This is a genomic window from Peribacillus sp. Hz7 (genome assembly GCF_042136355.1).
Classification (GTDB): domain Bacteria; phylum Bacillota; class Bacilli; order Bacillales; family DSM-1321; genus Peribacillus; species Peribacillus asahii_A.
Window position 1 is genome coordinate 387,762 of record NZ_JBHHJV010000002.1, and the last position, 25,505, is coordinate 413,266.

Genomic DNA, 25,505 nt, shown 5'->3' on the forward strand with positions numbered 1-25,505 from the left:
ATTCTAACATAAGTGTAAAAGAATAAAAGAAAAAAATGAGCTTGTTATACAATAAGCATAAATCTACATGAATAACATCATTCGAAAATAAGATTCGTTTCATACCTGTTATAAAGTACAATATTAATAAATTTACATGTAGTAGAACAACTCTCCTAAAATAATACGAAAAAACTGAAAATTTGTCGATTACTCTTTTAAAATTTCCTTTATTTTTTATAAAAAAAGTTGATAACATAGCAAAAAACCAGTGAAAACTGGTTTTTTAATCAAAAAATGGATGTATTTTCTTTCGAAAACCCTTCGACAATTTTCTTCACCCTTGCTAAAAAACGACCACAAATTAAACCATCTAATACACGATGATCCAACGACAAACACAAATTCACCATATGTCGAACAGCAATCATATCATCTATAATTACCGGACGTTTGACAATTGTTTCAACTTGGACAATAGCTGCCTGGGGATAATTAATAATCCCCATCGATTGGACAGAACCAAACGAACCTGTATTGTTCACTGTAAAAGTGCCGCCTTGACTTTCTTCCTGTGTAAGTTTACCTGTACGTACTTTTTCAGCCAACTCATGAATTTCACGGGCAATCCCTTTAATTGATTTTTCATCTGCGTGTTTAATGACAGGTACAAAAAGTGCATCCTCCGTCGCTACAGCAATGGAAAGATGGATATCCTTTTTTTGAATAATCTTATCGCCCGCCCACATCGAATTCATTTCAGGAAACTCGGTTAGCGCTTGAGCGATTGCTTTGACGAAAAAAGCAAAATACGTAAGAGGGTAACCTTCTTTTTGTAAAAAATTATCTTTTAATGAATTTCGTAACATCACAAGGTTTGTGGCATCAGCTTCAACCATCATCCAAGCATGAGGTGCTTCCTGCTTACTTTTTTGCATATTGGCTGCAATCGCTTTACGAACCCCTGTAACAGGAATCTCCCGATCGCCAGCTTCTACTGGTAAAGAGAGAGTTTTACTGGATTGTTCTCGAGCTTCTGTTTTCGTAACAGAAGGAGCAACCGCTTCTTGCTTCTCTTGGGGTACATTATTTGCTTCTATAAGGGCTAGCACATCTTTTCTCGTAATCCGCCCTCCTTTTCCAGACCCCTCCACTTGCGATAAGTCGATTCCATGCTCTTGTGAAAGTTTTAATACAGCTGGTGAGTAACGCATCTTCATCGAATGCTTTTCCAAGAGGGTATCTTGATGTGCAGGAAGTGATTTCGTACTAGAGCTAGCTATTGTCTGTTTTGGGCTCGCTTCCTCTACTTCAATTAAACAAATGATCTCATTCACTGCTAATGTTTCCTCTTCTTTAGCGACTAGCTCTTTAATGACACCTGTAAATGACGATGGGATTTCAGCACTTACTTTATCCGTCATCACTTCGGCAATTGGACTGTATTTTTGTACGAAATCACCTGGTGTAACGAGCCATTTACTAATCGTTCCTTCTGTTACACTTTCGCCCAGCTGCGGCATTTTCATTTGTTCAATCGCCATATTACTCCTCCTTCTGCGCAGATTTAATACTCAGCTAGCTCACGCATCGCTTTTTCTACTTTTTCTGGGTTTACCATAAAGTATTTCTCCATTGTTGGTGCATAGGGCATCGCTGGAATATCTGGGCCTGCTAATCTCATAATAGGAGCGTCTAAATCAAATAAGCAATATTCTGCAATAATGGCAGCCACTTCGCCTATGACACTCCCTTCCTTGTTATCTTCTGTAATAAGCAGAACTTTCCCTGTCTTGACAGCCGCTTCGATAATACTTTCTTTATCAAGCGGATAAACTGTACGCAAATCTAAAAGATGAACAGAAATCCCATCACTAGCAAGCTTTTCAGCTGCTTGGAGAGCAAAATGAACACAAAGCCCGTATGTGATAACGGTAATATCCTCTCCGCTTCGTTTCACATCTGCCTTTCCAATTGGCAATACATAATCGTCCGAAGGCACTTCTCCTTTAATCAGACGATACGCTCGTTTATGCTCAAGAAACAGAACAGGATCTTCATCGCGAATCGCCGCTTTCAATAAGCCCTTTACATCATACGGTGTCGATGGCATAATAATTTTCAAGCCTGGTTGATTAGCAAAGACCGCTTCTACTGATTGTGAATGGTACAGAGCACCGTGAACACCGCCGCCATATGGAGCGCGAATAACAAGTGGACAATTCCAATCATTGTTCGACCGATAACGGATACGTGCCGCTTCCGAAATAATTTGATTGACAGCAGGCATAATAAAATCCGCGAACTGCATCTCTGCAATTGGCCGCATGCCATACATGGCAGCACCAATTCCAACACCAGCAATGGCTGACTCTGCTAATGGCGTATCGATTACCCTCTCTTCACCAAATTGATCAAATAGACCTTGTGTCGCTTTAAATACACCGCCTTTTTTACCGACATCCTCACCAAGTACAAACACGCGTTCATCTCTTTCCATTTCCTCACGAATAGCGTGTGTAACAGCCTCAATATAAGAAATGACTCCCATCTTTATTCCTCCCCATATACATGTTTCATCGCATATTCTGGACTTGCATATGGCGCCTGTTCAGCATAATCTGTTGCTTCATTAACAATTTGCATCACTTCTTCATTCAATTGTTTTTCACGCTCTTCATCCATTACATCGACGTCTTTTAAATATTGGCTAAAGGTCAACAAAGCATCCTTTATTTTTGCTTCCGCTACCTCCTCTTGTGTCCGATACGCTCGATCATCATCATCGCTTGAATGAGGCGTGAGTCGGTAAGAAACCGTTTCAATCAATGTCGGACCGTGACCTGCCCGTGCACGATCTGCCGCTTCTTTAACTGCTTGATACACGGCCAACGGATCATTTCCATCAACCGTTACACCTGGTATTCCATAACCGATAGCACGGTCAGATACATTTTCACACGCTAATTGTTTAGAAATTGGTACGGAAATAGCATACTTATTGTTCTCACACATAAAAATAACCGGCAATTTATGAACGCTGGCAAAATTGATTCCTTCATGAAAATCCCCTTGATTCGAAGACCCTTCTCCAAACGTCACAAAGGTCACTAATTTTTCCCGGTTCATTTTACCTGCCAGCGCAATACCAACTGCATGAGGCACTTGTGTTGTTACAGGAGAGGACCCTGTGACAATTCGATTGCGCTTTTGCCCAAAATGACCAGGCATTTGTCTACCTCCTGAGTTTGGATCTTCAAGTTTGGCAAATCCTGATAACATTAAATCACGAGCCGTCATCCCAAATGCCAATACAACACCAACATCCCGATAATAAGGAAGTACATAATCAAGCTTTCGATCAAGAGCAAATGCAGCTCCTACTTGAGCGGCCTCTTGACCTTGACAAGAAATCACAAATGGTATTTTCCCTGAACGATTTAACAACCACATCCGTTCATCAATCCGACGAGCAAGAAGCATTGTTCGAAACATATCCAAAACCATTTCATCACTTAAACCGAGTTTATGGTGTCGTTTCTCAACTTTTTCAACCATTTAAACCCCTCCCTACAGTCTATTAAAAATGTAATGCTAAGCCATCAACTGCAAGAGCCGCTTCACCGATAGCTTCCGATAAACTTGGATGAGGATGAACCGCTGAAGCTATTTCCCACGGAGTTGCATCCAATACTTTTGCAAGACTCGCTTCAGAGATCATATCCGTCACATGCGGCCCAATCATATGCACACCTAGCACATCATTCGTTTGTTCATCCGCAATGATTTTAACGAAGCCTTCTGTTTCACCATATACAAGTGCCTTACCAATCGCTGTAAATGGAAACTTTCCGACTTTTATTGTAAATCCTTTTTTCAATGCCTCTTGCTCTGTATAACCTACACTTGCTATTTCTGGACTGGCATAAATACATCTTGTAATCCATGAAGGATCTAAAGGTGTGGGCTGCTGTCTTGCTAAATGCTCAACAGCAATAATGCCTTCGCGTGCAGCTACATGTGCAAGCTGCAATCCCCCGGTACAATCTCCTATTGCATAAATATGAGATTCCTTCGTTTGGTACATGCTGTTCGTTGAAATGTAACCTTGTTCCAGAGCAATCTCTGTATTTTCTAAACCAATATCAGTTACATTAGCGTCCCGTCCTACGGAAACAAGAATTTTGTCTCCCATATATTCTTGAAGTTCGCCATTGACCTCTGCCTTAATTGAGACAACTTCTCCTGTCTTCAAGGTTTCAGGTAATACTTTTGCTTCCGTCACAATACGAACTCCTTTTTCCCGAAGAATACGCATCATTTCTTTCGCCACTTCTTCATCTTCGTGAGGAAGAATATACGGAGCATACTCAAGGACCGTTACTTGCACCCCGAAATCGTGCAACAGCGAAGCCCACTCTACCCCAATGACTCCTCCTCCGATTATAATGATCGACTGCGGCAATGTTTCTAATTGAAGAGCCTCTTCCGATGAAAGGACATACTGACCGTCAATTGATAAACCAGGTAATGTTTTTGGCCGAGAGCCCGTCGCAATAATGACATGCTGCGGCAGCAAAATGGCATTATCACTACCATCATTCATCTCTACAGAAATAGTCCCTGGCATGGGGGAAAAAATAGAAGGGCCCAATATTCTGCCCATCCCTTCATACACAGAAATTTTCCCTTGCTTTAATAAATGTTGTACACCGCTGTAGAGTTTGTTCACAATTCCCTCTTTTCGCTGCTGTACTCTAGCGAAATCTATTCCAACATGGTCCTTTAAAATGCCATATTCTTCACTCTTCTTTACAGTCCTGTATACTTCCGCACTTCGTAAAAGGGCCTTTGAAGGGATACAGCCGCTATGAAGACACGTTCCTCCTAATTTTCTCTTTTCAACAACAGCTGTTTTCAACCCGAGCTGACTAGCCCGAATAGCGGCAACATAGCCTCCCGTCCCCCCACCTAGAATAACAACATCATACTCCTCTGCCATATTACTCCTCCTTCCTCTTGTACATATCCTTGACTTATTTACGACGATTTAAAATATGTTTTTCATTTTGTATAAATTGACTGCGTGAATATCTCATTCTAGCAATCCGTTCCTCTGCCATACGATTAGCAGCCTTATATGTTGGAATGTTGTCGCGCTTTGCAATCTCAAACACTTTAGTAATATTATCATAAATGTTCTCTACTTTCTTTAATGCGCGCTCACGATTATAACCTATTAGCTCATCTGCTACGTTGACTACTCCGCCAGCATTAATGACATAATCCGGAGCATAAATAATCCCTTTTTCATGAAGTTGTTCGCCATGAAGCGAGTTCTTTAATTGGTTATTCGCTGATCCTGCAATGACTTTTGCTTTTATGGTCGGAATCGTTTCATCATTCAGAACAGCGCCAAGAGCACACGGAGCATAAATATCACAGTCTACGCTATAAATCTCTGCTGGTTCAACCGCTTTTGCTCTAAATTCATTTACTGCTCGCTGAACAGCGGCTTGCTGAATATCTGTTACAATCAACTGCACTCCTTCTTCATAAAGATGACGGCATAAATGATAGGCAACATTCCCCACTCCTTGGACGGCGACTGTTTTTCCTGCTAAAGAATTGGTACCGAATGCTTCCTTTGCTGCAGCCTTCATCCCTCGATATACACCATAAGCAGTCACCGGAGATGGATTCCCCGAAGAACCAAAGGCAGGTGATATTCCTGTTACATAATCCGTCTCTTCATGAATAAGATCCATATCCTCTACAGTCGTCCCTACATCTTCTGCCGTAATATAGCGTCCATTTAAACTTTGGATATAACGTCCAAATGCACGAAACATAGCTTCGTTTTTATCCGTATGTGGATTTCCAATAATTACGGCTTTTCCCCCACCTAAATTCAAACCAGCTGCCGCATTTTTATATGTCATCCCTCGTGCTAATCTAAGCGCATCTTCAATTGCAGCCTCTTCAGATGGATACATCCACATTCGAGTACCACCAAGGGCAGGGCCTAATGTTGTATCATGAATCGCAATAATAGCCTTTAAACCCGATTGTTTATCCTGGCAAAAAACAACCTGTTCATAATCATATTTCTCAAGATATTGAAACATTTCCATAGTAAAATCCCCCGGAAGATGTATTTTCATTTTATATTGATTAAAATATGAATAGTTCATTCACATGGTTAACCTGAAATAAACTTCTCACCCATATAACATGCAAGTTTAATGCCACTATATGTAATTTCTGTATAAATTTCATAAAAGAAGTCTCTCCCCTTGTATTCATAAGGAAAAAAAGAGGATGCTGAATAGGTTCACAGCATCTTTCTGTACACTCTCGTTCGTAAAATGCAATATTTTGCACAGTTAAGCAAAATATTGCATGCAATCATTTGCACAAATTAGTTTTCTCCATTTTATAATATAAGCTTCTTACCGAAATCCCTAATGATTTAGCAGTTAATGTTTTATTGCCTTTAAAGGTTTGTAACGCTTGTTGAATTACTTTCGCTTCATAAGCTCCGACCAGCTCATTTAATGACTCACTGCTTTTAAAAGAAGGTGTAAACAATAAAGCGGATTCCTTTGGATGTTCAGCACTTGTACCTACTAAATTTGGAATATGCTTGGCCTCAATCACTTGTTCATTCAGCTTCATTAAAATAATCGCTCGTCCTAAAATATTCTCTAACTCCCGAACATTGCCTGGCCAATCATACTGCCTCAATTTCTCAATCGCATCTTCTGAGATTCCTTCAATGCCTCGTCCATATTCTTGATTAATCTTATGAATTAAATGCTCCGCTAACTCCTTCATTTCTCCTTTTCTTTTTCTCAAAGGAGCAATAAAAATAGGCATACGATTCAACCGAAAATAAAGATCTTCTCGAAAACTCCCATTTTTAATAGATTGTTCTAAATCAATATTCGTTGCAGCAATGACACGTACATTAATCGGAATTGGTTTTGTTCCGCCAACTCTCATAATTTCGCGCTCTTGCAGTACGCGAAGCAGCTTTGCTTGAATTTTCGGAGCTAACTCGCCGATCTCATCTAAAAATAAACTACCATGATTTGCTTCCTCAAAAAAGCCAATTTTCCCGCCGCGTTTTGCACCTGTAAACGCCCCATCCTCATAGCCAAACAGCTCGCTTTCCAACAAAGATTCCGAAATAGCCGCACAATTGACACGTATAAATTTATTAAATTTCCGATCGCTCTCATTATGAATCGCATGAGCAAATAGCTCTTTTCCTGTTCCTGATTCACCGCGCAGCAGCACCGTTGCTGGCGTTTTCGCAGAAAGTTTAGCTTGTTCAATTGCCAGCACCATATCATCGGACTGTCCAATAATATCCTCAAAAGAATATTTCGCTTGTAATGTTCGGATAAGTCGCTGAGCATGCTTTAATTCAGTCGTTAATTTTTGAATTTCAGATACATCATGTATAACCCCAACACTTCCCTTCAATTCCCCATCTACAATAATAGGAGCCACATTGACAATAACTTCTTTTCGTCTTGGACCAACACACATATTGACACCGCGAACAGGTTTTCTCGTTTCTAGTACTTGCATATGCATGCTATCGCCTTCATAAATATCCGTTGTCGCAGGTTTACCGATCACCTGTTCCTTCGTCAATCCGGTAATCCTCGTATAAGCTGGATTGATTAGCAACCCGCGTCCTTGTTCATCTACTACGGAAATAGCTTCATCGCTCGATTGGATAATCGCCTCAAGCATCGTATTCGACTCTGTCTTTAATTTATGTATAAGCTGTTGTTTCTCTTTCGACAATTTAGCGATAATCTGCGCTACACTGCCAGGAATCAGCAATGCTTCATGACCTTTCTCCCTTCTTATCTCTTGAAAAACGGACTCATTTCCCGATGTATCGATAATAATGTCTGCCTTATTTGTATATTCATTCTTCCATGATAATGCTGTAGGAATATGGAAACCCCGCGCTAACTGCATCCCGGGTGCTTCTCGATTAATATCTACCATACAGAGAACCGAAAAAGCATCACTTTCTAAAAGAATGTTCAAAAGGGTTGTGCCTCCCTGACCCGCGCCGACAATCATGACGTTCTGCATCTAGGTCACTCCTCTCCCTGCAAAAAAATAGTCTACCCCCTATTTTAATCCTTATATTGGAAACTTGACAAATAATACATATTCTTTATCATTTTTATTATAAAGGAAACTATTGGAAGGGATTTGACCAAATGAAACGTTTAATCGCTTTTACAATCCTGTTTATCCCCGGAGCATTGGCCGCTTACGGTATTAAGCTTATGAGAGATATGTTATTCGCCATTCAACAACCGCCTTATCCTGCGCTTTGGGTACAATCTATAGCTGGTCTTCTATTTACAATTGGCGGGATTGCCTTTATAGCTGGATTTATTCTTCACCGTGATCGTAAACGTCATAAAGTTCAAAGTCGGTTTGATAAAATGAAACTGCCTTAAATCATAAAAGACCGAGCTCTGTTGCTCGGTCTTTAATTCGTCATAGAAATCAACCGATCCCTTACTTGTTTAGCAAGTTTAGGATCATCTGTAATAATGCCGCTACAGCCTCTTTCAAAAAAATGTTTCATTTGCACTTCTGTATTAATCGTATAAGGCCGAATGGCCACCCCTGCATCCAATGACTCTTTAATGATTACATCATGAGCAGCTCGAAATTGAGGATGAATTCCTTTGGCAGCAATTGACTTCGCATAAATCCATGGCATAAATATTCCTTCTCGATAATTAGGAGCCGTTTCTATATCAGGAGCTAAGCGATAACAATAGACAAGGCTGTAATGATTAAAGGAAGCTAATATAACTCTATTTTCAAACCCATACATTCGAATTAATCGAATCACTTTTTCCTCTAATCCAGGATACTCAAAGACCGTGTTTTTCAATTCAATAATACAGCTTAATTGATTAGTTTGAAGCCAATCAAACAGCTCCACTAATGTAGGAATTTTTTCAAACACCGATTTCGCTTTATGACCAAAACTAGCATTTAATTTTTTTAAATCACTTAACTTCCAATCCTTTACATATCCTTTTGCTCCAGTCGTTCTATTTAGTTTCTCATCATGAATAATGACAACTTCTCCATCCGCGGATAATTGCACATCTACTTCTATTCCATCCGCTCCCACTCGCTGTGCCTCTATAAATGCACTCATTGTATTTTCCGGATGCGTACTTGCTGCTCCTCGATGGGCAATAATATGCATCATAAACACTTACCTCCCTTCATGAAAATCACTATCTTTTCATTTTTATGAAGAGAGATAAACATTTAATAATGGTTATTTTTCAAAGTGCATATTGTTGTCTTGTACAAAAAACGTTCCTTTCGTCGATTCTACTAGCTTCTTCCTCATACTTTTAATTTGTAAATTTGTATCTGGATAAGCAACTTGTCCAATCGTAATTTCTCCATCACCCTTCGATTCGAGGATTTCCATTAATACCTTACGCTTTTGGTCAAAATTAAAAATATCTTCAGTAATTTTTTCAAATTCTAATGTCGTTTGCTCATATTGTTTATTTTGGACAGCATTAAGTTCATCCATAAAGGTATCGTACACATTTAATCGTTCTTTAATATTCTCAAGTTCTTGAATTTTTGTTTTATAATGAGTCAATATTTCATTTAACTCTTCTTTCAGCTGATTACGATCAAAGCCCTCTACATGAATACACGTTTTACGCTCCATTCGATTTCCAATAACCCCTGCTCTTACTTTCCCACGCGCTTCAATCATGCCCCCAATTAATTTACCGCACCGTTCGTCTGTTATAATATTTTGCGCCTTTAATGTACTGCCCAGTGAATAATAACCGATATGAATATCTCCCCCGGCCTCTAAATAACATTCATTTGCATGCTTAACGTAAATATTTCTCCCTGCAGCAATTTTTGATTTGCCTTTTCCAAAAATACCGCCTTTAATAAAGACATCTCCTAGCTTTGATTCAATCATTTCAACATTACTCACACCCAGCTCACCTAAAATCGAAATGTCTTTCGTTGCAGTAACTGAAAAACCATCCAACACTGCTCCTGTAACCGTCACATTTCCATCAAAATTAATATTTCCTGTCTCTACGCCAACATCCCCCTCAATAATAAAGTGATCTCCGACAGTGACTTTTCCTGAATGAAATTCGACTACACCATTTATTAAAGCGCGAAGAACAATTTTTCCATCTTCTTTAAAAGCACCCACTGTTTTTGAATCATAGAGAAGCTTTTTATTTTTACCATTTGGAATAACAACATATTCCCCTGTAATGGTTTTTCCAGGAATCGAGCTGGTTGGAGGAATTTTCTCTCCAAGCCAATCCCCTTTTTTCACTTGATCCAAGAAACCCATATCATAATAGTCAGCTTTCCCATCATCACGAATGGCAGGCTTTCGTTCTGAACGTTTATAGTATGTAATCACTGCATCACTTCCGGGTACAGGTTCTTGCCCTTTAGCAATCACAATACTTTCATTCACAACTAGCTCATTTTGAATTACATGTATTAGAATCCCTTCCGTAATTTTCTCTTGATTAAGATGGTTGAATATATCGGAGACGATTTCGGAGTAATGCTGATGAAGGTATTGATTTGTACAATTCAATTTTATAGAAGCAGACATTTTGTTTGAAGTAATTCCCCATTCAATAATTGGTTTTTTTCTACCTGCACGAACTTTACTGCCACTGGCATCTGTAATTGCATCATTAATGCTCTTCAAATCTAAATCTAATTGTGGATTTTGAACCATAATCGAATGAATCTGCAAAAACGAGCAACCTTTTTGATAGACGGTTAAATAAATGACCCCATCTTCTTCCTCTAATAACATTTCATCATTTTTTTCGATAATCATAGAAGCACCTCCATTAACCAACTTTTGGACTATCTACATATTATTATATAACAATCGAGTCAGAAATTTTGACTAAATTATGAATAATTTGTACTAATTCATAAGTAAGCGTTATCAAAAAAAATAATCCCCAATAACTATAAGTACTGGGGATTCCTAACTCTCTCATGAAGCTTTATGTTCTAAGCGAAGCTTGTCTGCTACCATTGCAATAAATTCAGAATTCGTCGGTTTTGCTTTTGTCATACTGACCGTATAGCCAAACAAAGATGAAATTGATTCAATATTTCCTCGGCTCCAAGCAACCTCAATCGCATGTCGAATAGCTCGCTCTACTCGGCTTGCTGTTGTATTATATTTCTTAGCAATATCAGGATATAATACTTTTGTAATCGAACCCAATAATTCTATATCATTGTAAACCATTGCAATAGCTTCCCTTAAATACAAATATCCTTTAATATGGGCAGGTACACCAATCTCATGGATAATGCTTGTAATACTCGCATCGAGATTTTTCGGTTTTGCTTCCGGTTGTGTACGATAGGCTGTTTGTGTCGTATTCTTCATAACCACTTGCCCTTTTCCGCTCACCTGACGAATATGGTTTACTAAACTCTCTAGATCGAACGGTTTTAATATAAAATAAGCCGCTCCTAAATCGACTGCTTTTTTTGTAACATCTTCTTGGCCAAATGCAGTCAGCATGATGACATGGGGCATCGTTCCCCTTTGTTCGCGCAATTTTTCAAGCACACCTAACCCATCTAAATGAGGCATAATAATATCGAGAATCAAAATATCAGGATGAACGTTTTCTAGCATATTTAGACATTCCTGCCCATTATGTGCAACAGCCATGACTTCCATATCGTCCTGAGCTGATATATATTCTTCTAATAAAGCCACAAGCTCTCTATTATCGTCCACAACGCACACTTTAATTTTTTTCAAGCTTGATTTCCTCCTCTACTATAAATTGGTCTTGTTTTTCTTTTCGACAATAGAAACAAAATACCTTTTATTTTTAGGAAAATAATGAAAAATAATATTTTTCTCCAGATTTCTACTAATTTTAACTTTTCTTACTAAACACATTTAAAAGTTGTCAAAAAAAGCTTTACTGCAATATATTTTATCATAAAATCTTGTCTATTTACTAAACCTTTTCTTCTTACTTAACAGCCTACCCTAAAAACAAGCAATCTACAAAGGCAAAAAGTCTGTAATTTTTTGTCCAGGCGGAAAAATTTATACGCATGCGTTCTGTAACACCGTTAATTAAACATGCAAAAATAAAAGAAGGCGAACATTCGCCCCCCTTTAACTCGCCTTATTAACGACTGGTTTTTCATAAATATTAATGCCTGCTTCATTTAACATCCATTCGATATGAACACCGTATCCGCTTGTAGGATCATTAACGAATACATGGGTTACTGCACCAACTAATTTCCCATTTTGAATAATTGGACTTCCACTCATGCCTTGAACAATCCCACCTGTTTTCTTTAAAAGCTCCTTGTCAGTTACTTTTAATACCATTCCCTTAATAGCCGGGAATTTTTGTGGAATGGAACTAACTATTTCTACATTAAATTCCTCTACTTCTGATCCCTCGACAACCGTTAAAATTTTCGCTGGACCTTCCTTTACTTCATGAGAAAGGGTAATAGGCATCTCCTTATCCATAATTCCATTATCAATTTGTTGATTTAATTTTCCAAAAATACCGAATGGACTATTACGATTGATATTCCCTATTACTTCTCGATTCGATGAAAAACGAGCAAGTTTTTCTCCGGGATCACCGTTGCTCCCTTTTTCAATAGATGTAACAGTCGATTGAACAACTTGTCCATCTTTGACAACAATCGGCATTTTCGTATCCATATCAGAAATAACATGTCCAAGTGCTCCATATTTTTTAGAAGATGGATGATAAAAGGTCATCGTTCCAATTCCTGCTGCGGAGTCACGGATGTACAGACCTAGTTTATACGTTCCCTCGTTCTTATCTTTCAAAGGAAGTAAGGACGCTTTTAGTTTTTCTTGATTTCGTTGAATATCAAAATTCAACGGTTCACCTTTTTTTCCTGCTTCTTGAACAAAAGGAGTAACATCACCCATTTTTTTAATCGTTTGGCCATTAATTTTTGTGATAATGTCGCCAACTTGAATTTTAGCCGTTTCTCCAGGTGATTTTTTTCCTTCTGACGTAGCAACTAGATGATGACCAACAACGAGTACACCTAGTGTATTTAATTTTACACCAATAGATTGGCCCCCTGGGACTACTTTAAAATCTTCCAACACTTGAACATCCACTTTCTTAACCGGCAATCCGGCCACATCAAGAAGAAGTTCGTTTGTACCAGGCTTATCAGCATCTAACATGATAGCCGAGTCATCTTTATGAATCGTAACACTAGCTGTACTTGCATTTACATGTTTAGCTGAAACGGGTAAGGATGTAGAAATATTATAGTGACTTCCCTCAAATAACACAAGGTGATTGGGAATTAAAAATACTTCACGCAATGGCTGGTATAACCCTAATGTTAATAGCGAAATCAGGAGAATTCCACCGATGACTTTGTTTAACATTGCAAACTTCATTTATACACTCTCCTCGCTATTTACACGCTTATGGCTACATCTTTAATTTAGCCTTCCTTACAATCATTTATAACCTCACAACGAAATAAAAGCTATCCGAATATGGATAGCTTTTCAAGACATAGTTTTTTTAGGATGTGACTTTAATTTTATGAGCTTGTTGAATTAATTCATTAGCATGTTGCTTCGTTAAATCAGTAATTTCAACACCAGCTATCATCCGGCCGATTTCTTTTATTTTTTCTTCCTCAGCTAATGGTGTAACAGATGTATGTGTTCTTCCTTCTGTCACTTTTTTAGCAATAAACAAATGCGTATCAGCCATTGCAGCGACTTGAGGTAAATGAGAAATACAAAGCACTTGAGAACCTGTAGCTACTTTGTAAATTTTTTCTCCAATCGATTGAGCAACTCGTCCGCTTACTCCTGTATCGACTTCATCAAAAATAATCGATGTAATCCCTTGATGCTGCGAAAAAATACTTTTTAAAGCCAACATAATACGGGACATTTCACCGCCAGAGGCAATTTTCGATAACGGTTTTAGCGGTTCACCAGGATTCGTTGAAATATAAAACTCCATGACATCAAGTCCTGTTCGATTAATTTCTCTGTCGATTGTTTCATCAAAGGTATGAGCCGTTTGATGAAAACGAGCTTCAAAAACAGTTTTTTCCATATATAACTCTTTCAGTTCTTGCTTAATTTTTTTCGTTAATTGCTCTGCATAGGTTTGACGAAGACTCGATAAATGTTTGGCCTCAATGAGTAAATCTGCTTTAATCGAGTTTAATTCCTTTTCCAGCTTAGCAATATGCGTTTCCCGATTAAGCAACGTTTCAATTTCTTCTTCAATCTTTGCTCCATATTCGACAATTTCCTCAATCGTACGTCCGTATTTACGTTTCAATTGGTTAATTTCATTTAGGCGCCCTTCAATAAAATCAATCCGTTCCGTATCAAAATCAAGAGAATCCAGCTGATCACGAATCGTTGAAATGGCATCTTCTAATAAAAAGTAACTATTTGAAACAATATCTGAACTATTCTTTAAAGATTCATCAAGGTTAGCTGCTTCTTCTAAATGATGCATCGCAATCGACAGCCAATCTAGCCCATGCTGTTCACCATTCAAAGCATTGTAGCTCGTTTGCAGAGCTTCATGAATTTTTTCATAGTTATTAATTTTTTTTCGTTCCTCAAGAAGCTGCTCGTCTTCGTGCAGCTTCAAATCAGCCTTTTGAATTTCATCAAATTGAAACTGAATTAAATCGAGTCGATGCACCATTTGCTGCTCGTCCTGGCTGAGACTTTTTAACTGCTTCTGAGCAGTGTTATAGCGCTTATATAGCTTTTCATATTCCGAAAGCGCTAACATAACCTCTTCCCCGCCAAATTGATCAAGTAAAGGTAAATGAAGACGTTCATCCATCAGCTCTTGATGTTCGTGCTGTCCATGAATATCGATAAGCGTTCGACCAATTTCACGTAACGTAGCGATGGTCACAAGCTTTCCGTTTACTCGACATACGCTTTTGCCACTCGTAGACATTTCTCGTCTTATAACAACCATGCCATCACTTATATCAATCCCAAATTCCGATGCTTTAACAAAAACAGGGTGCTGCGGCTCATCAATTTGAAATAGCCCTTCGATTTCAGCCTTCGTTTCCCCATGTCGAATAAACTCCGCTGACCCCCGTCCCCCTACTAATAAGTGAACAGCATCAATAATAATGGACTTTCCCGCTCCCGTTTCTCCAGTTAGCACCGTTAAACCTTTTTCTAAAGAAATCGCTAAACTATCTATAATGGCAAAATTTTTAATCGATAATTCTGATAACAAAATTCCTCACTCCAAACCGTCTAGAGCATATCTAAAAATTTTTGAGCAACCATCTCTGCTTCTTTATCCGAGCGACAAATAATTAAGCATGTATCATCGCCACCGATTGTTCCAAGAATCTCTTCCCAATTTAAATTATCAATGAGTGCACATATTGCCTGTGCATTTCCCGGAAGCATCTTCATAACAAGCAAGTTATTCGCTGCATCGATTTTAACAAAAGCATCTACTAACATTCGCTTAAGTTTTTGCTGAGGATTAAAACGCTGATCCGCAGGTAAACTATATTTATAACGTCCATCTGGTAAAGGAACTTTCACAAGATGCAACTCTTTAATATCTCGCGAAACCGTTGCTTGAGTTATATTATAGCCCGCGCTTTTCAGCTGATCGACTAAATCATCCTGCGTCTCTATATCATTATTTGTAATAATATCTCGAATTTTTATATGCCTTTGCCCTTTATTCATGTACGTAAAAGCACCTCTCATTTTTCTAGGCTATATTCCATATTATTAGTCAAATCTTCTTCTAAAAACAGGAGCTTGTACAGCCTTCACTATTATTAATCGTAGCGTATTTTTATACAATTGTACATGTATTTCTGCCCCTCTTACATCCAGCAGTTGTATAAAATACATATGAAATGTCAATTTCAAACGAAATAAGACAAAATCAACAACGCTCTATAACATAACCGTGATAAAAAAAGCTCCTCTAGCCAAAATCTAAAGGAGCGACAAATTATTCTTTCTTAAACTGAGCATGAGCTTCATTCACAATCTCATCAACTGACTGACGAAGAAAATTCTCTCCCGTTTGTTTCGAGCCCTGCCAACTAAGGTGTAATAAAAATTCAATATTGCCATCTCCTCCAGTAATCGGAGAGAACGAAGCATTTTGGACATCGTACCCTTCTTTGACAGCAAACGTAATAATTTTATTCAACACTTCTTTGTGAACTTTAGGGTCGCGAACAATCCCTTTTTTCCCAACTTGGTCTTTCCCTGCTTCAAACTGGGGTTTGACGAGTGCAATCACATCACTTTTAGCTACAAGCAGCGTTTTAAGAACGGGTAAGATTAATGTAAGAGAAATAAATGAGACATCAATGCTCGCAAAATTTGGCATCTCTCCGTCCAAATCAGCAGGTGTTACATAACGAAAATTAGTCCTCTCCATCACTTTTACCCGCTCATCTTGACGAAGTTTCCAAGCTAATTGATTATAACCAACATCCACCGCATACGACATCACGGCCCCATTTTGCAACGCACAGTCCGTAAATCCACCTGTTGAAGAACCGATATCTAAAAGAATTTTGCCCTCAACAGTTACATCAAAGGTCTTCAGCGCCTTCTCGAGCTTTAATCCGCCTCTTGAGACATAAGGCATGACTTTTCCTTTAATGGAAAACTCTAAATCAACAGGCACCTTCTCACCTGGCTTTTCATATCGCTCTTCATTGGCGTATACAAGTCCGGCCATAATCATTCGTTTTGCTTTTTCACGTGTTTCAGCTAGTCCCTGTTGTACGAGGAGAACATCTAGCCTTTCTTTCATTACTTTCATCGCTTCATGCCCTTTTTTGTTTTTTCGGTGTCATTCGTTTGATTTTCTTAACAGCCGCTTCGGCTGTTAAATGGATTTCTTCCAACAGTTCATCGACACTGCCATGTTCGATAAAGTAATCTGGAATTCCCATACGGTCAATAATTGCACCGTAAAATCCTTGTTCTTGAGCGTGCTCCATCACCGCACTACCAAACCCGCCTTGAAGAACCGCTTCTTCAATCGTTAAAATAGGAAGTTTACTACCTAGTAATGCATTTAACATATTCTCATCCATCGGTTTAATAAAGCGAGCATTTACAACTTTAACAGAATAGCCTTCCTTCTCCAGCTGTGTGGCTGCCTTTATCGCTAGCGGAATTGTTGTACCAAAGGTTAAAATGACAGCATCCGAGCCTTCTTTAAGCACTTCCCAACTACCAATTGGAATTTGCTTTAACTCTTTGTCCATTGGTACTCCAGAGCCGTTTCCTCGTGGGAAACGCATCGCAATCGGCCCATCATCATATTGAATCGCTGTATTCACCATATGCTGGCCTTCATTTTCGTCCTTTGGCATCATTAAAACGATATTCGGTACGTGACGAAGGAATGCAATATCAAAGACCCCTTGATGTGTTTCCCCATCTGATCCAACAAGACCCGCTCGATCAATCCCGATAAAGACATTTAAATTTTGACGACAAATATCATGCACAACTTGGTCATAAGCTCTTTGTAAAAACGTCGAATAAATGGCTAAAAACGGTTTCATTTTTTGCGTAGCAAGTCCTGCCGCAAACGTTGCAGCATGCTGTTCGGCAATGCCGACATCATAGAAACGTTCAGGGAATTCACTAGCAAAGCCCTCCAGCTTCGAACCAACAGGCATAGCTGGTGTAATTGCTACAATTCGCTCATCCTGACGCGCTAACTTACGAACAGTCTCACTTACAAGCGAACTCCATGCTGGACCGCTGCTATGTGACTTAACAAAATCACCCGTTTCAATCTTATAAGGACCCGTCCCATGCCAATTTCCAGTCGTATCCGTTTCAGCAGGTGTGTATCCTTTTCCTTTTTTCGTAATAACATGTAATAAAACGGGACCTTTTATTTTTTTCGCATAACGGAAGTTTTCAAACAAATCTTCGTAATTATGACCATCGACCGGCCCAAGATACGTAAATCCTAATTCTTCAAAAAACATTCCTGAAACGAGTGCATATTTCAAGCTATCTTTTAGACGCTCTGCTGTTGCTGCCAATTTACCGCCAACTGCTGGTATCTTTTTCAACAACCACTCTAATTCGTCTTTGGCACGATTATATTTGCCATCTGTACGAAGTCGACCAAGCACAGAATGAAGCGCACCAACATTTGGTGCAATGGACATTTCGTTATCATTCAAAATAACAATCATATCCTTCTTTTCATCCCCAATATGATTAAGTGCTTCTAGTGCCATTCCACCGGTTAAGGCACCATCTCCTATTACAGGTAGAATATAGCTTTGTTCTTGTTTAATATCTCGTGCAGCCGCCATTCCCATGGCAGCAGAAAGAGAAGTAGAACTATGTCCGGTTTCCCAAACATCATGCTCACTTTCAATCATCTTCGGAAACCCACAAAGTCCCTTATATTTCTTTAATGTATCAAAATCTTTAGCTCGTCCAGTTAAAATTTTATGAACATACGATTGGTGCCCTACATCCCAAATAATTTTATCTTTTGGACTATCGAATTCCTTATGAAGAGCAATCGTTAATTCGACGACACCTAAATTAGGACCGATATGCCCGCCTGTTACCGATGTCTTTTCAACGAGAAATCGACGAATATCTGCACTTAATTCAACTAATTCCTCATTGCTCAAGCTCTTCAAAAATGAAGGGTCTTTTATAGATAGAAGATCCAAACAGGACCACTCACTTTCTGTCATTTTCGGCAAACAGCTATTACAAAGCAAGCATAACATAAACATTCATAACGCTAGTCCGAAAAATCTTTTTAAGTTGTTTTTATTTTTATTTATAAGTCATTATAATGTGTATTTTTCAATAAGCAAACCTTTATCGACTTATCGTACTTTTCAGCCTGGCAAAATCGAGTTCTATCTTCATTATACCAAAGCTTGTTCTATAGAGAGAATACGGTTTCTAAGTAAGGCTTTAGTATACGATACGGTTGATTAACGATATGATGAAACACAGCCAATAGTAAAAATAGCCGCCTGCATCCAAAATGATTTCGGCGACTGTATACAATCATCACAAATTTAATTAGTTCCACATATTTTCGCATTACAATTATAGCATAAACCTTAATTCATCACAAATTCGTTACATAAATTAATGGTTGCGGTTTGCGATTAAATCAGTCAGTTCACTAAGTAGAATCATTGTAGGCAACTTAGTCTCTGCTAATGCGTCTTGAGCTAATTGAACCTGCTCTGCTAACTTCTCCTTTGCACCTTGTAACGTAAGCAGTGCTGGATAAGTACTTTTATGATTAGTCGTATCGCTGCCGACCGGTTTGCCAAGTACTTCTTCCGTTCCCTCAATATCGAGAATATCATCGCGGATTTGAAAGGCCAGTCCTAAGTGAAAAGCAAACTGCCGTAAATGCTGACGCTGCTCGACGCTCGCTCCTGCTAAAATAGCACCGGATAAAATACTAGCTGCTAATAGTTTACCTGTCTTATGCTCGTGAATGTATTCTAGCTGTTCAAGGGTCAATTGCTTATTTTCCCCTTCCATATCTGCAATTTGACCACCGACCATTCCTTCAGCTCCCGCAGATTTACTAACTTCTGAAATTAATTCTAATTTCATCTCTGGAGTTACTTCAGAATGAGTCATCTCTGCAATTAATTGAAAGCTATATGTAAGTAATGCATCACCGGCAAGTATAGCAACGGCCTCACCGAAAACTTTATGATTCGTTGGTTTACCACGACGAAGATCATCATCGTCCATACTAGGTAAATCATCGTGAATTAATGAATAAGTATGAATCATCTCAATGGCAGCTGCGACCGGAATAGCACGTTCTATATCTCGACCAAAGGAAGCTAATACAGCAAAAGTAAGCATTGGACGAATTCGTTTTCCCCCTGCCTCTAATGAATAAATCATTGCTTCTTTCACAATAGAAGGTGCCTGCAACTTTCTCACATACTCAACAACTTCCTTCTCAATAACCGCCTTATATTCTCTGGAAAACGTAGCATAGTCTAGCATCACGGTGTTTCCTCCTCTACAGTTGTAAAACTCTCTAATTGTCCATCTTCATTTAAGATTTCCGTTAATTGATCTTCTACCGATTTCAGTTTCATATGACAAAGACGAGATAAGTTCATTCCTTGTTTATAAATCGAGATAGCTTCTTCTAAAGGGACATCTCCCTCCTCTAACTTTTCTACGATTTGTTCTAAACTTTCCATTGCTTCTTCAAATGAAAGCTCTTGTTGATCCTTCACGACTCTACCTCCTCTTGAATTTCTTCAATTTTACATGTAAGTGTACCATCCTTAATCGAGACAGAAATCTTATCTCCTTTAGACACTTGCTTCGTGCTTTTAATGAGCTTCTCATCTTCCCCAAAGATTAGCCCGTATCCTCTTTCCATAATTTGCAGAGGATTGACGGCCGATAAAGTCGAGGTTATATGAACAAATGATTGAGTTTTTTGTTTTAAAATAGCCATCATGGCGCGATTCAAATTTTTATGACGCTGCTCTAATGATTGCTTTGAGCGTTGAAGAGCTTCTGCAGGATGTTGACGTCTTAAGGTGGCATCTATTTGTTCTAATGCTTCTTTCTTATTCATAAAATAGCGCTCACTATTTTTCTGTAAACGCTCCATAGCCCGGTCTAGTTGCTCTAGTTTTTGTTCATACATTTTTTGCGGGTAGCGAAACGCATACGATTTCTCTAACCTGGCTAAACGATTCGATTCGAAATGAATCCGTTCCTGTACGGAGCGTGTTAGACGATTTTTTCGGTTCATTAGTCGCTCCAGCACTTCATTCATATGAGGGACAGCCATCTCAGCTGCTCCTGTCGGTGTTGGCGCTCGCAGGTCCGCGACAAAATCAGCAATTGTAAAGTCTGTTTCATGACCGACTGCTGAAATGATAGGCAGATCAGAATCATAGATAGATTCGGCTACGATTTCTTCATTAAAAGCCCAAAGCTCTTCAATGGACCCTCCACCACGACCTACAATCAGCACATCCGCTTCTCTTCGCTCATTTGCCTTCGATATCGCTAAAGCAATAGATTTCGCAGCATTTACTCCTTGTACAAGTGCAGGATAAATAATCACTTTGGCAATCGGGTAACGACGCTTAATCGTTGTTAAAATATCTCTTAAAGCAGCTCCTGTAGGTGATGTAATAACCCCAACAGTATGAGGATAAGGAGGGATCACCTTCTTATGCTGCTCACTAAACATTCCTTTTTCCTCAAGCTTTTTCTTCAATTGCTCATAAGCTAAATATAGGTCACCAATTCCATCAGGGGCCATATGTTTTACATAGACTTGATACTGTCCACTCGCCTCATAAACCGTTACGTCACCACGTACAAGTACCTTCATCCCATTTTCCGGAACAAACTTCATCCCTCTAGTATGGGCCGAAAACATGACGGCTAAAAGACGTGATTTTTCGTCTTTTAACGTAAAATACATATGCCCGCTTGTATGCTGCTTAAAATTTGAGATTTCCCCTCTTATATAAACATGCTGTAAATGCGGGTCCACATCGAATTTTCGTTTAATATATTTAGTTAGTGCCGAAACGCTCAAATATTGTTGTTCACTCATATTTTGAATTCCGTCTCCTTATAAGAAAAGCGCAAGGCGCCCGTTATCGCCGACAAGCATAAGATAAGCACTGATAGAAGACGTTCTTTGCCTTCCGAAGCGATTATCTAAACGATAGAGCCGATGGCGCCTAGAGCTAAACATTAAAACGTGTCAAACATTTTATACTTGCTTACATTATTAAAAAAGCGGTCTCTTGTTATTATAAAACAAGAAACCGCTTCATCGAAATATTTTAACGATTTTTTAACATTTTAAAGCAGATTGGCGTACACTATATGCTTTTTGAGCTGATTCTATAGTGTTTTTCATTAGCATTGTAATCGTCATCGGTCCAACGCCTCCTGGCACTGGTGTTACATAGGAAGCTTTGCTTAACACATCTTCATAGTCAACGTCCCCGCATAGTTTCCCTTCTTCATTTCGGTTGATTCCTACGTCAATCACGACCGCACCCTCTTTAATATGCTCGCTCGTAATTGTATTTCTTCTACCAACCGCCGCAACAATGACATCAGCCTGCTTTGTGAAATAAGTCAAATCTTTTGTTTTAGAATGACAGTAAGTTACTGTCGCATTTGCATTTAATAGCAATTGTCCCATCGGTTTCCCAACAATATTGCTTCGGCCAACAACTACAACATGCTTGCCTTCCAAATCATAATTAATATGTTTGAGCATTACCATAACTCCATATGGGGTACAAGGTAAAAAAGCACTTTGTCCTGTCATCATTCTTCCAATATTAATTGGGTGGAAGCCGTCTACATCTTTCTCCGGTGAAATAGCTTCAATAATAGCTTCCTCATTAATATGAGATGGTAATGGAAGTTGAACTAAAATCCCATGAATCGATTCATCTTGATTCAATTCATTAATGTTTTCAATTAGTTCTTCTTGTGAAAGTGTAGCAGGTTTTTTAATCAACACAGAATGCATACCTAAATCAGCACATGCCTTTTCTTTATTACGCACATAAGTCTGTGAAGCTTGATTATCTCCAACTAAAATTACAGCTAAACCAGGCACAAGACCTTTTTGCTTTAATTGTTCTACCTCTTCACGAATTTCTTGTCTCACTGCCTGTGCAATTTCTTTCCCATTAATAATTTGAGCTGTCATGATTGTATCCTCCCAAGAATAATTATGCTGTAAAAGAAATTGCGGTGGCATCCGATTAGCCAAGCTTTTAAAAGCCTAAATGAGCTTTTACTTTTGATAAAACGGCATTTACAAAGCTGCTTGATTGATCGTCACCGAATTTCTTAGCAATCTCAATCGCTTCATTAATTGCAACACTAACAGGAACATCTTCACTGTAGACCATTTCATAAACGGCCATACGAAGTAAATTCCGGTCAATATTCGCCAGTCTTTCTAATTTCCAATTCTCTAAATTCCCACGGATGATTTCATCCAATTCTTCACGTTTCCCTGTAACACCTGTGACTATTGCTTCTAAATAGCGATCAGGTTCTGCACCATTCAATACGCTTTCCGTCGCATCTTGTACTTCTGCTCCAACGATATCGATTTGATATAATGCTTGAAGGGCTTTTTCACGTGCTGTTCTTCTTTTCATCATCTTACTCCTTTAACATCTACTATTATATCTGAAAATGCCTGCACAGACGAACATTAATTTATAAAAAAACAAAAATATTAAGATTTTCTTTATTCTCCCCATAATATCCATCGTTCTTTTTCATCGGCTTTGTTATTTACGATACTTTAATTAGCAACATTGTGTAACACGGCCTCTTTATTAAACTTACTGTGCCCATTTTTCATAACTTTCTTACATCCATCTTATCTACTCTAACAGAAAATAAACATGAATTAAAGGATAACTTCAAGCACTTACGCATCTTGCAAGCGTTTCAGAGAAAACGAAACAGCCTTACGACAAAAAACCCGGCGAATAGCCGGGTTTTTCGAGGATTCGTTTAGAATGATTAAATATCTTGCTCGTAATCTGCTTCCTGCTTTGCGTTTTCGAATTGTATTCCGACAACATGTACGTTTACTTCACCAGCATCAATAGCGGTCATGTTTAACAAAGCTTGACGAATGTTATCTTGTACTTCTTGCGCAACTTTCGGAATAGAGACTCCAAACTTCATGACACAATAGAGATCCACTTTAATTGCTTCTCCAGTTAAATCGACTTTAACACCTTTGCCGTGATTTTTCTTGCCCAGCTTTTCTACGACACCTGTCGCAAAATTACCGCGCATATGAGCAATCCCTTCAACTTCGGATGCAGCAATCCCCGCAATGACTTCAATTACTTCTGGAGCAATTTCAACCTTGCCAAGTCCACTATTATAGTCAGTCACTTCAAGCAATTGATTTTCTACTTCACTCATTCCAAGCACCTCCTATCTTCCTTTACATTATGAGTTCATTACATCATAAATATCAAGGAATTTCGTATTAAATTCTCCTGAAACAAATTGATCATGAGAAAGTAATTTAAGGTGGAACGGAATTGTTGTATGAATTCCTTCAACAACAAATTCACTTAAAGCACGTTTCATTTTGTCAATTGCTTCTTCACGAGTTGGAGCGTGAACAATCAATTTGGCAATCATTGAATCATAGTATGGCGGAATTGAATAGCCTGGGTATGCCGCTGAATCAACACGTACTCCGAAACCGCCTGGCGCAAGATAGTTTTGAATCTTTCCAGCTGAAGGCATGAAGTTTTTCGCTGGGTTTTCAGCGTTGATACGGCACTCAATAGACCAACCATTGAATGTTACATCTTTTTGTGAAATCGATAACTTTTCACCAGATGCCACTCTGATTTGTTCTTTAATTAAATCGAAACCTGTTACCATTTCTGTAACCGGGTGTTCTACTTGGATACGAGTGTTCATTTCCATGAAGTAGAACTTACGAGCTTTGTAATCAAAGATAAATTCAACTGTACCTGCACCAGAGTAGTTAACTGCAAGCGCAGCTTTTACAGCAGCTTGGCCCATTTCTTCACGTAGTTCACCGTCAAGAGCTGGTGATGGAGTTTCTTCAACAAGTTTTTGTAAACGACGTTGAACTGTACAATCACGCTCTCCAAGGTGAATCGCATTGCCATGGTTATCAGCCATAACTTGGATTTCAACATGGCGGAAATCCTCGATGAATTTCTCGATATAAACACCTGGGTTCCCGAAAGCTGTTGCTGCTTCTTGTTGCGTGATGTTGATGCCTTTAATTAGTTCTTCTTCTGTTCTTGCAACACGAATCCCTTTACCGCCACCGCCGGCTGTAGCTTTAATGATTACTGGGTAACCAATTTTACCAGCAAACTCTACACCTTCTTCAACGCTTGCGATAACGCCTTCTGTACCAGGTACGATTGGAACATTTGCAGCTTCCATTGTACGACGTGCTACGTCTTTTGTACCCATTTGGCTGATTGCTTCTGGGCTTGGTCCGATAAACGTAATGTTTACGTCACGGCAAAGCTCCGCAAAGTCAGCATTCTCAGCAAGGAAGCCATAACCAGGGTGAATAGCGTCAGCCCCTGTTTTCTTCGCTACACTAAGAATATTCGTTGTATTTAAATAACTATCTTTTGATAGTTTAGGTCCAATACAATATGCTTCGTCAGCAAGTTGAACATGAAGGGCATCTTTATCAGCTTCAGAATAAACTGCTACTGATTCAATCCCTAGTTCTTTACAAGCACGAATAATACGTACTGCAATTTCCCCACGGTTTGCAATTAATACCTTTTTAATCATTTTGGAACAG

At 38.8% G+C, this 25,505-nt stretch carries 22 protein-coding genes; 1 reads left to right on the forward strand and 21 read right to left on the reverse strand.

Features of this window, described 5'->3' with window-relative positions; translation table 11 throughout:
• Positions 1-269 precede the first annotated feature (269 nt).
• The 6 genes from ACE199_RS05500 to ACE199_RS05525 all read right to left on the reverse strand — a co-directional run bounded on the left by ACE199_RS05500 (position 270) and on the right by ACE199_RS05525 (position 8,100).
• A complete protein-coding gene (locus tag ACE199_RS05500; RefSeq protein WP_375348896.1) occupies positions 270-1,523 on the reverse strand; it encodes a dihydrolipoamide acetyltransferase family protein in 1,254 nt (417 codons plus the stop codon).
• 23 nt (positions 1,524-1,546) lie between these two features.
• Positions 1,547-2,530, reverse strand: coding sequence for an alpha-ketoacid dehydrogenase subunit beta (locus ACE199_RS05505; protein WP_375348897.1), 984 nt, complete (start codon positions 2,528-2,530; stop codon positions 1,547-1,549).
• Positions 2,531-2,532: 2 nt separating this feature from the next.
• Complete coding sequence (locus tag ACE199_RS05510; RefSeq protein ID WP_375348898.1) at positions 2,533-3,537, reverse strand: thiamine pyrophosphate-dependent dehydrogenase E1 component subunit alpha; 1,005 nt, start codon at positions 3,535-3,537, stop codon at positions 2,533-2,535.
• 22 nt (positions 3,538-3,559) lie between these two features.
• On the reverse strand, positions 3,560-4,981 hold the full coding sequence (gene lpdA / locus ACE199_RS05515) for a dihydrolipoyl dehydrogenase (RefSeq protein ID WP_375348899.1): 1,422 nt from the start codon (positions 4,979-4,981) through the stop codon (positions 3,560-3,562).
• Between the two features lie 34 nt (positions 4,982-5,015).
• Entirely contained in the window at positions 5,016-6,113 is a 1,098-nt protein-coding gene (locus ACE199_RS05520) for a Leu/Phe/Val dehydrogenase (RefSeq protein ID WP_375348900.1), read from the reverse strand.
• Between the two features lie 274 nt (positions 6,114-6,387).
• The gene (locus ACE199_RS05525) at positions 6,388-8,100 is read right to left on the reverse strand and encodes a sigma 54-interacting transcriptional regulator (protein ID WP_375348901.1); all 1,713 of its coding nucleotides are present in this window, start codon (positions 8,098-8,100) and stop codon (positions 6,388-6,390) included.
• Between the two features lie 131 nt (positions 8,101-8,231).
• Between ACE199_RS05525 and ACE199_RS05530 the strand changes: the two genes are divergently transcribed.
• Positions 8,232-8,477 carry a DUF2627 domain-containing protein gene (locus tag ACE199_RS05530; RefSeq protein ID WP_119115455.1) on the forward strand — a complete coding sequence of 82 codons (246 nt, stop codon included), beginning with the start codon at positions 8,232-8,234 and terminating at the stop codon, positions 8,475-8,477.
• Positions 8,478-8,509: 32 nt separating this feature from the next.
• Here ACE199_RS05530 and ACE199_RS05535 read toward each other — a convergent pair whose 3' ends face one another.
• The 15 genes from ACE199_RS05535 to accC all read right to left on the reverse strand — a co-directional run bounded on the left by ACE199_RS05535 (position 8,510) and on the right by accC (position 25,495).
• On the reverse strand, positions 8,510-9,250 hold the full coding sequence (locus tag ACE199_RS05535) for a glycerophosphodiester phosphodiesterase (RefSeq protein ID WP_375348902.1): 741 nt from the start codon (positions 9,248-9,250) through the stop codon (positions 8,510-8,512).
• Between the two features lie 72 nt (positions 9,251-9,322).
• On the reverse strand, positions 9,323-10,900 hold the full coding sequence (locus ACE199_RS05540) for a flagellar assembly protein A (protein ID WP_375348903.1): 1,578 nt from the start codon (positions 10,898-10,900) through the stop codon (positions 9,323-9,325).
• A 165-nt stretch (positions 10,901-11,065) separates the two neighbouring features.
• A complete protein-coding gene (gene spo0A / locus ACE199_RS05545) occupies positions 11,066-11,854 on the reverse strand; it encodes a sporulation transcription factor Spo0A (protein ID WP_127761281.1) in 789 nt (262 codons plus the stop codon).
• 369 nt (positions 11,855-12,223) lie between these two features.
• Positions 12,224-13,519 carry a SpoIVB peptidase gene (gene spoIVB, locus ACE199_RS05550; RefSeq protein WP_127761282.1) on the reverse strand — a complete coding sequence of 432 codons (1,296 nt, stop codon included), beginning with the start codon at positions 13,517-13,519 and terminating at the stop codon, positions 12,224-12,226.
• Positions 13,520-13,649: 130 nt separating this feature from the next.
• Positions 13,650-15,365, reverse strand: a complete 1,716-nt coding sequence (recN, locus tag ACE199_RS05555) for a DNA repair protein RecN (RefSeq protein ID WP_375348904.1) — start codon at positions 15,363-15,365, stop codon at positions 13,650-13,652.
• A 20-nt stretch (positions 15,366-15,385) separates the two neighbouring features.
• A complete protein-coding gene (gene ahrC, locus ACE199_RS05560) occupies positions 15,386-15,835 on the reverse strand; it encodes a transcriptional regulator AhrC/ArgR (protein WP_119115461.1) in 450 nt (149 codons plus the stop codon).
• 274 nt (positions 15,836-16,109) lie between these two features.
• The gene (locus ACE199_RS05565; RefSeq protein WP_375348905.1) at positions 16,110-16,937 is read right to left on the reverse strand and encodes a TlyA family RNA methyltransferase; all 828 of its coding nucleotides are present in this window, start codon (positions 16,935-16,937) and stop codon (positions 16,110-16,112) included.
• Between the two features lie 4 nt (positions 16,938-16,941).
• Positions 16,942-18,834: a 1-deoxy-D-xylulose-5-phosphate synthase gene (dxs, locus tag ACE199_RS05570; RefSeq protein WP_375348906.1), complete on the reverse strand. Its 1,893-nt coding sequence runs from the start codon at positions 18,832-18,834 to the stop codon at positions 16,942-16,944.
• Positions 18,835-19,267: 433 nt separating this feature from the next.
• The gene (locus ACE199_RS05575; RefSeq protein WP_127762614.1) at positions 19,268-20,158 is read right to left on the reverse strand and encodes a polyprenyl synthetase family protein; all 891 of its coding nucleotides are present in this window, start codon (positions 20,156-20,158) and stop codon (positions 19,268-19,270) included.
• Positions 20,158-20,397, reverse strand: coding sequence for an exodeoxyribonuclease VII small subunit (locus ACE199_RS05580; protein ID WP_286676481.1), 240 nt, complete (start codon positions 20,395-20,397; stop codon positions 20,158-20,160). The genes ACE199_RS05575 and ACE199_RS05580 overlap by 1 nt, the downstream gene beginning before the upstream one ends.
• Positions 20,394-21,746, reverse strand: a complete 1,353-nt coding sequence (gene xseA / locus ACE199_RS05585) for an exodeoxyribonuclease VII large subunit (protein ID WP_375348907.1) — start codon at positions 21,744-21,746, stop codon at positions 20,394-20,396. Before xseA ends, ACE199_RS05580 begins: the two co-directional genes overlap by 4 nt.
• 246 nt (positions 21,747-21,992) lie before the next feature.
• A complete protein-coding gene (gene folD / locus ACE199_RS05590) occupies positions 21,993-22,868 on the reverse strand; it encodes a bifunctional methylenetetrahydrofolate dehydrogenase/methenyltetrahydrofolate cyclohydrolase FolD (protein WP_375348908.1) in 876 nt (291 codons plus the stop codon).
• A 67-nt stretch (positions 22,869-22,935) separates the two neighbouring features.
• On the reverse strand, positions 22,936-23,328 hold the full coding sequence (gene nusB / locus ACE199_RS05595; RefSeq protein WP_375348909.1) for a transcription antitermination factor NusB: 393 nt from the start codon (positions 23,326-23,328) through the stop codon (positions 22,936-22,938).
• Positions 23,329-23,701: 373 nt separating this feature from the next.
• Positions 23,702-24,115 (reverse strand): Asp23/Gls24 family envelope stress response protein, encoded by a 414-nt coding sequence (locus tag ACE199_RS05600; protein ID WP_127761289.1) that lies wholly within the window; start codon positions 24,113-24,115, stop codon positions 23,702-23,704.
• Positions 24,116-24,142: 27 nt separating this feature from the next.
• Positions 24,143-25,495, reverse strand: coding sequence for an acetyl-CoA carboxylase biotin carboxylase subunit (gene accC / locus ACE199_RS05605; protein ID WP_375348910.1), 1,353 nt, complete (start codon positions 25,493-25,495; stop codon positions 24,143-24,145).
• Positions 25,496-25,505 lie beyond the last annotated feature (10 nt).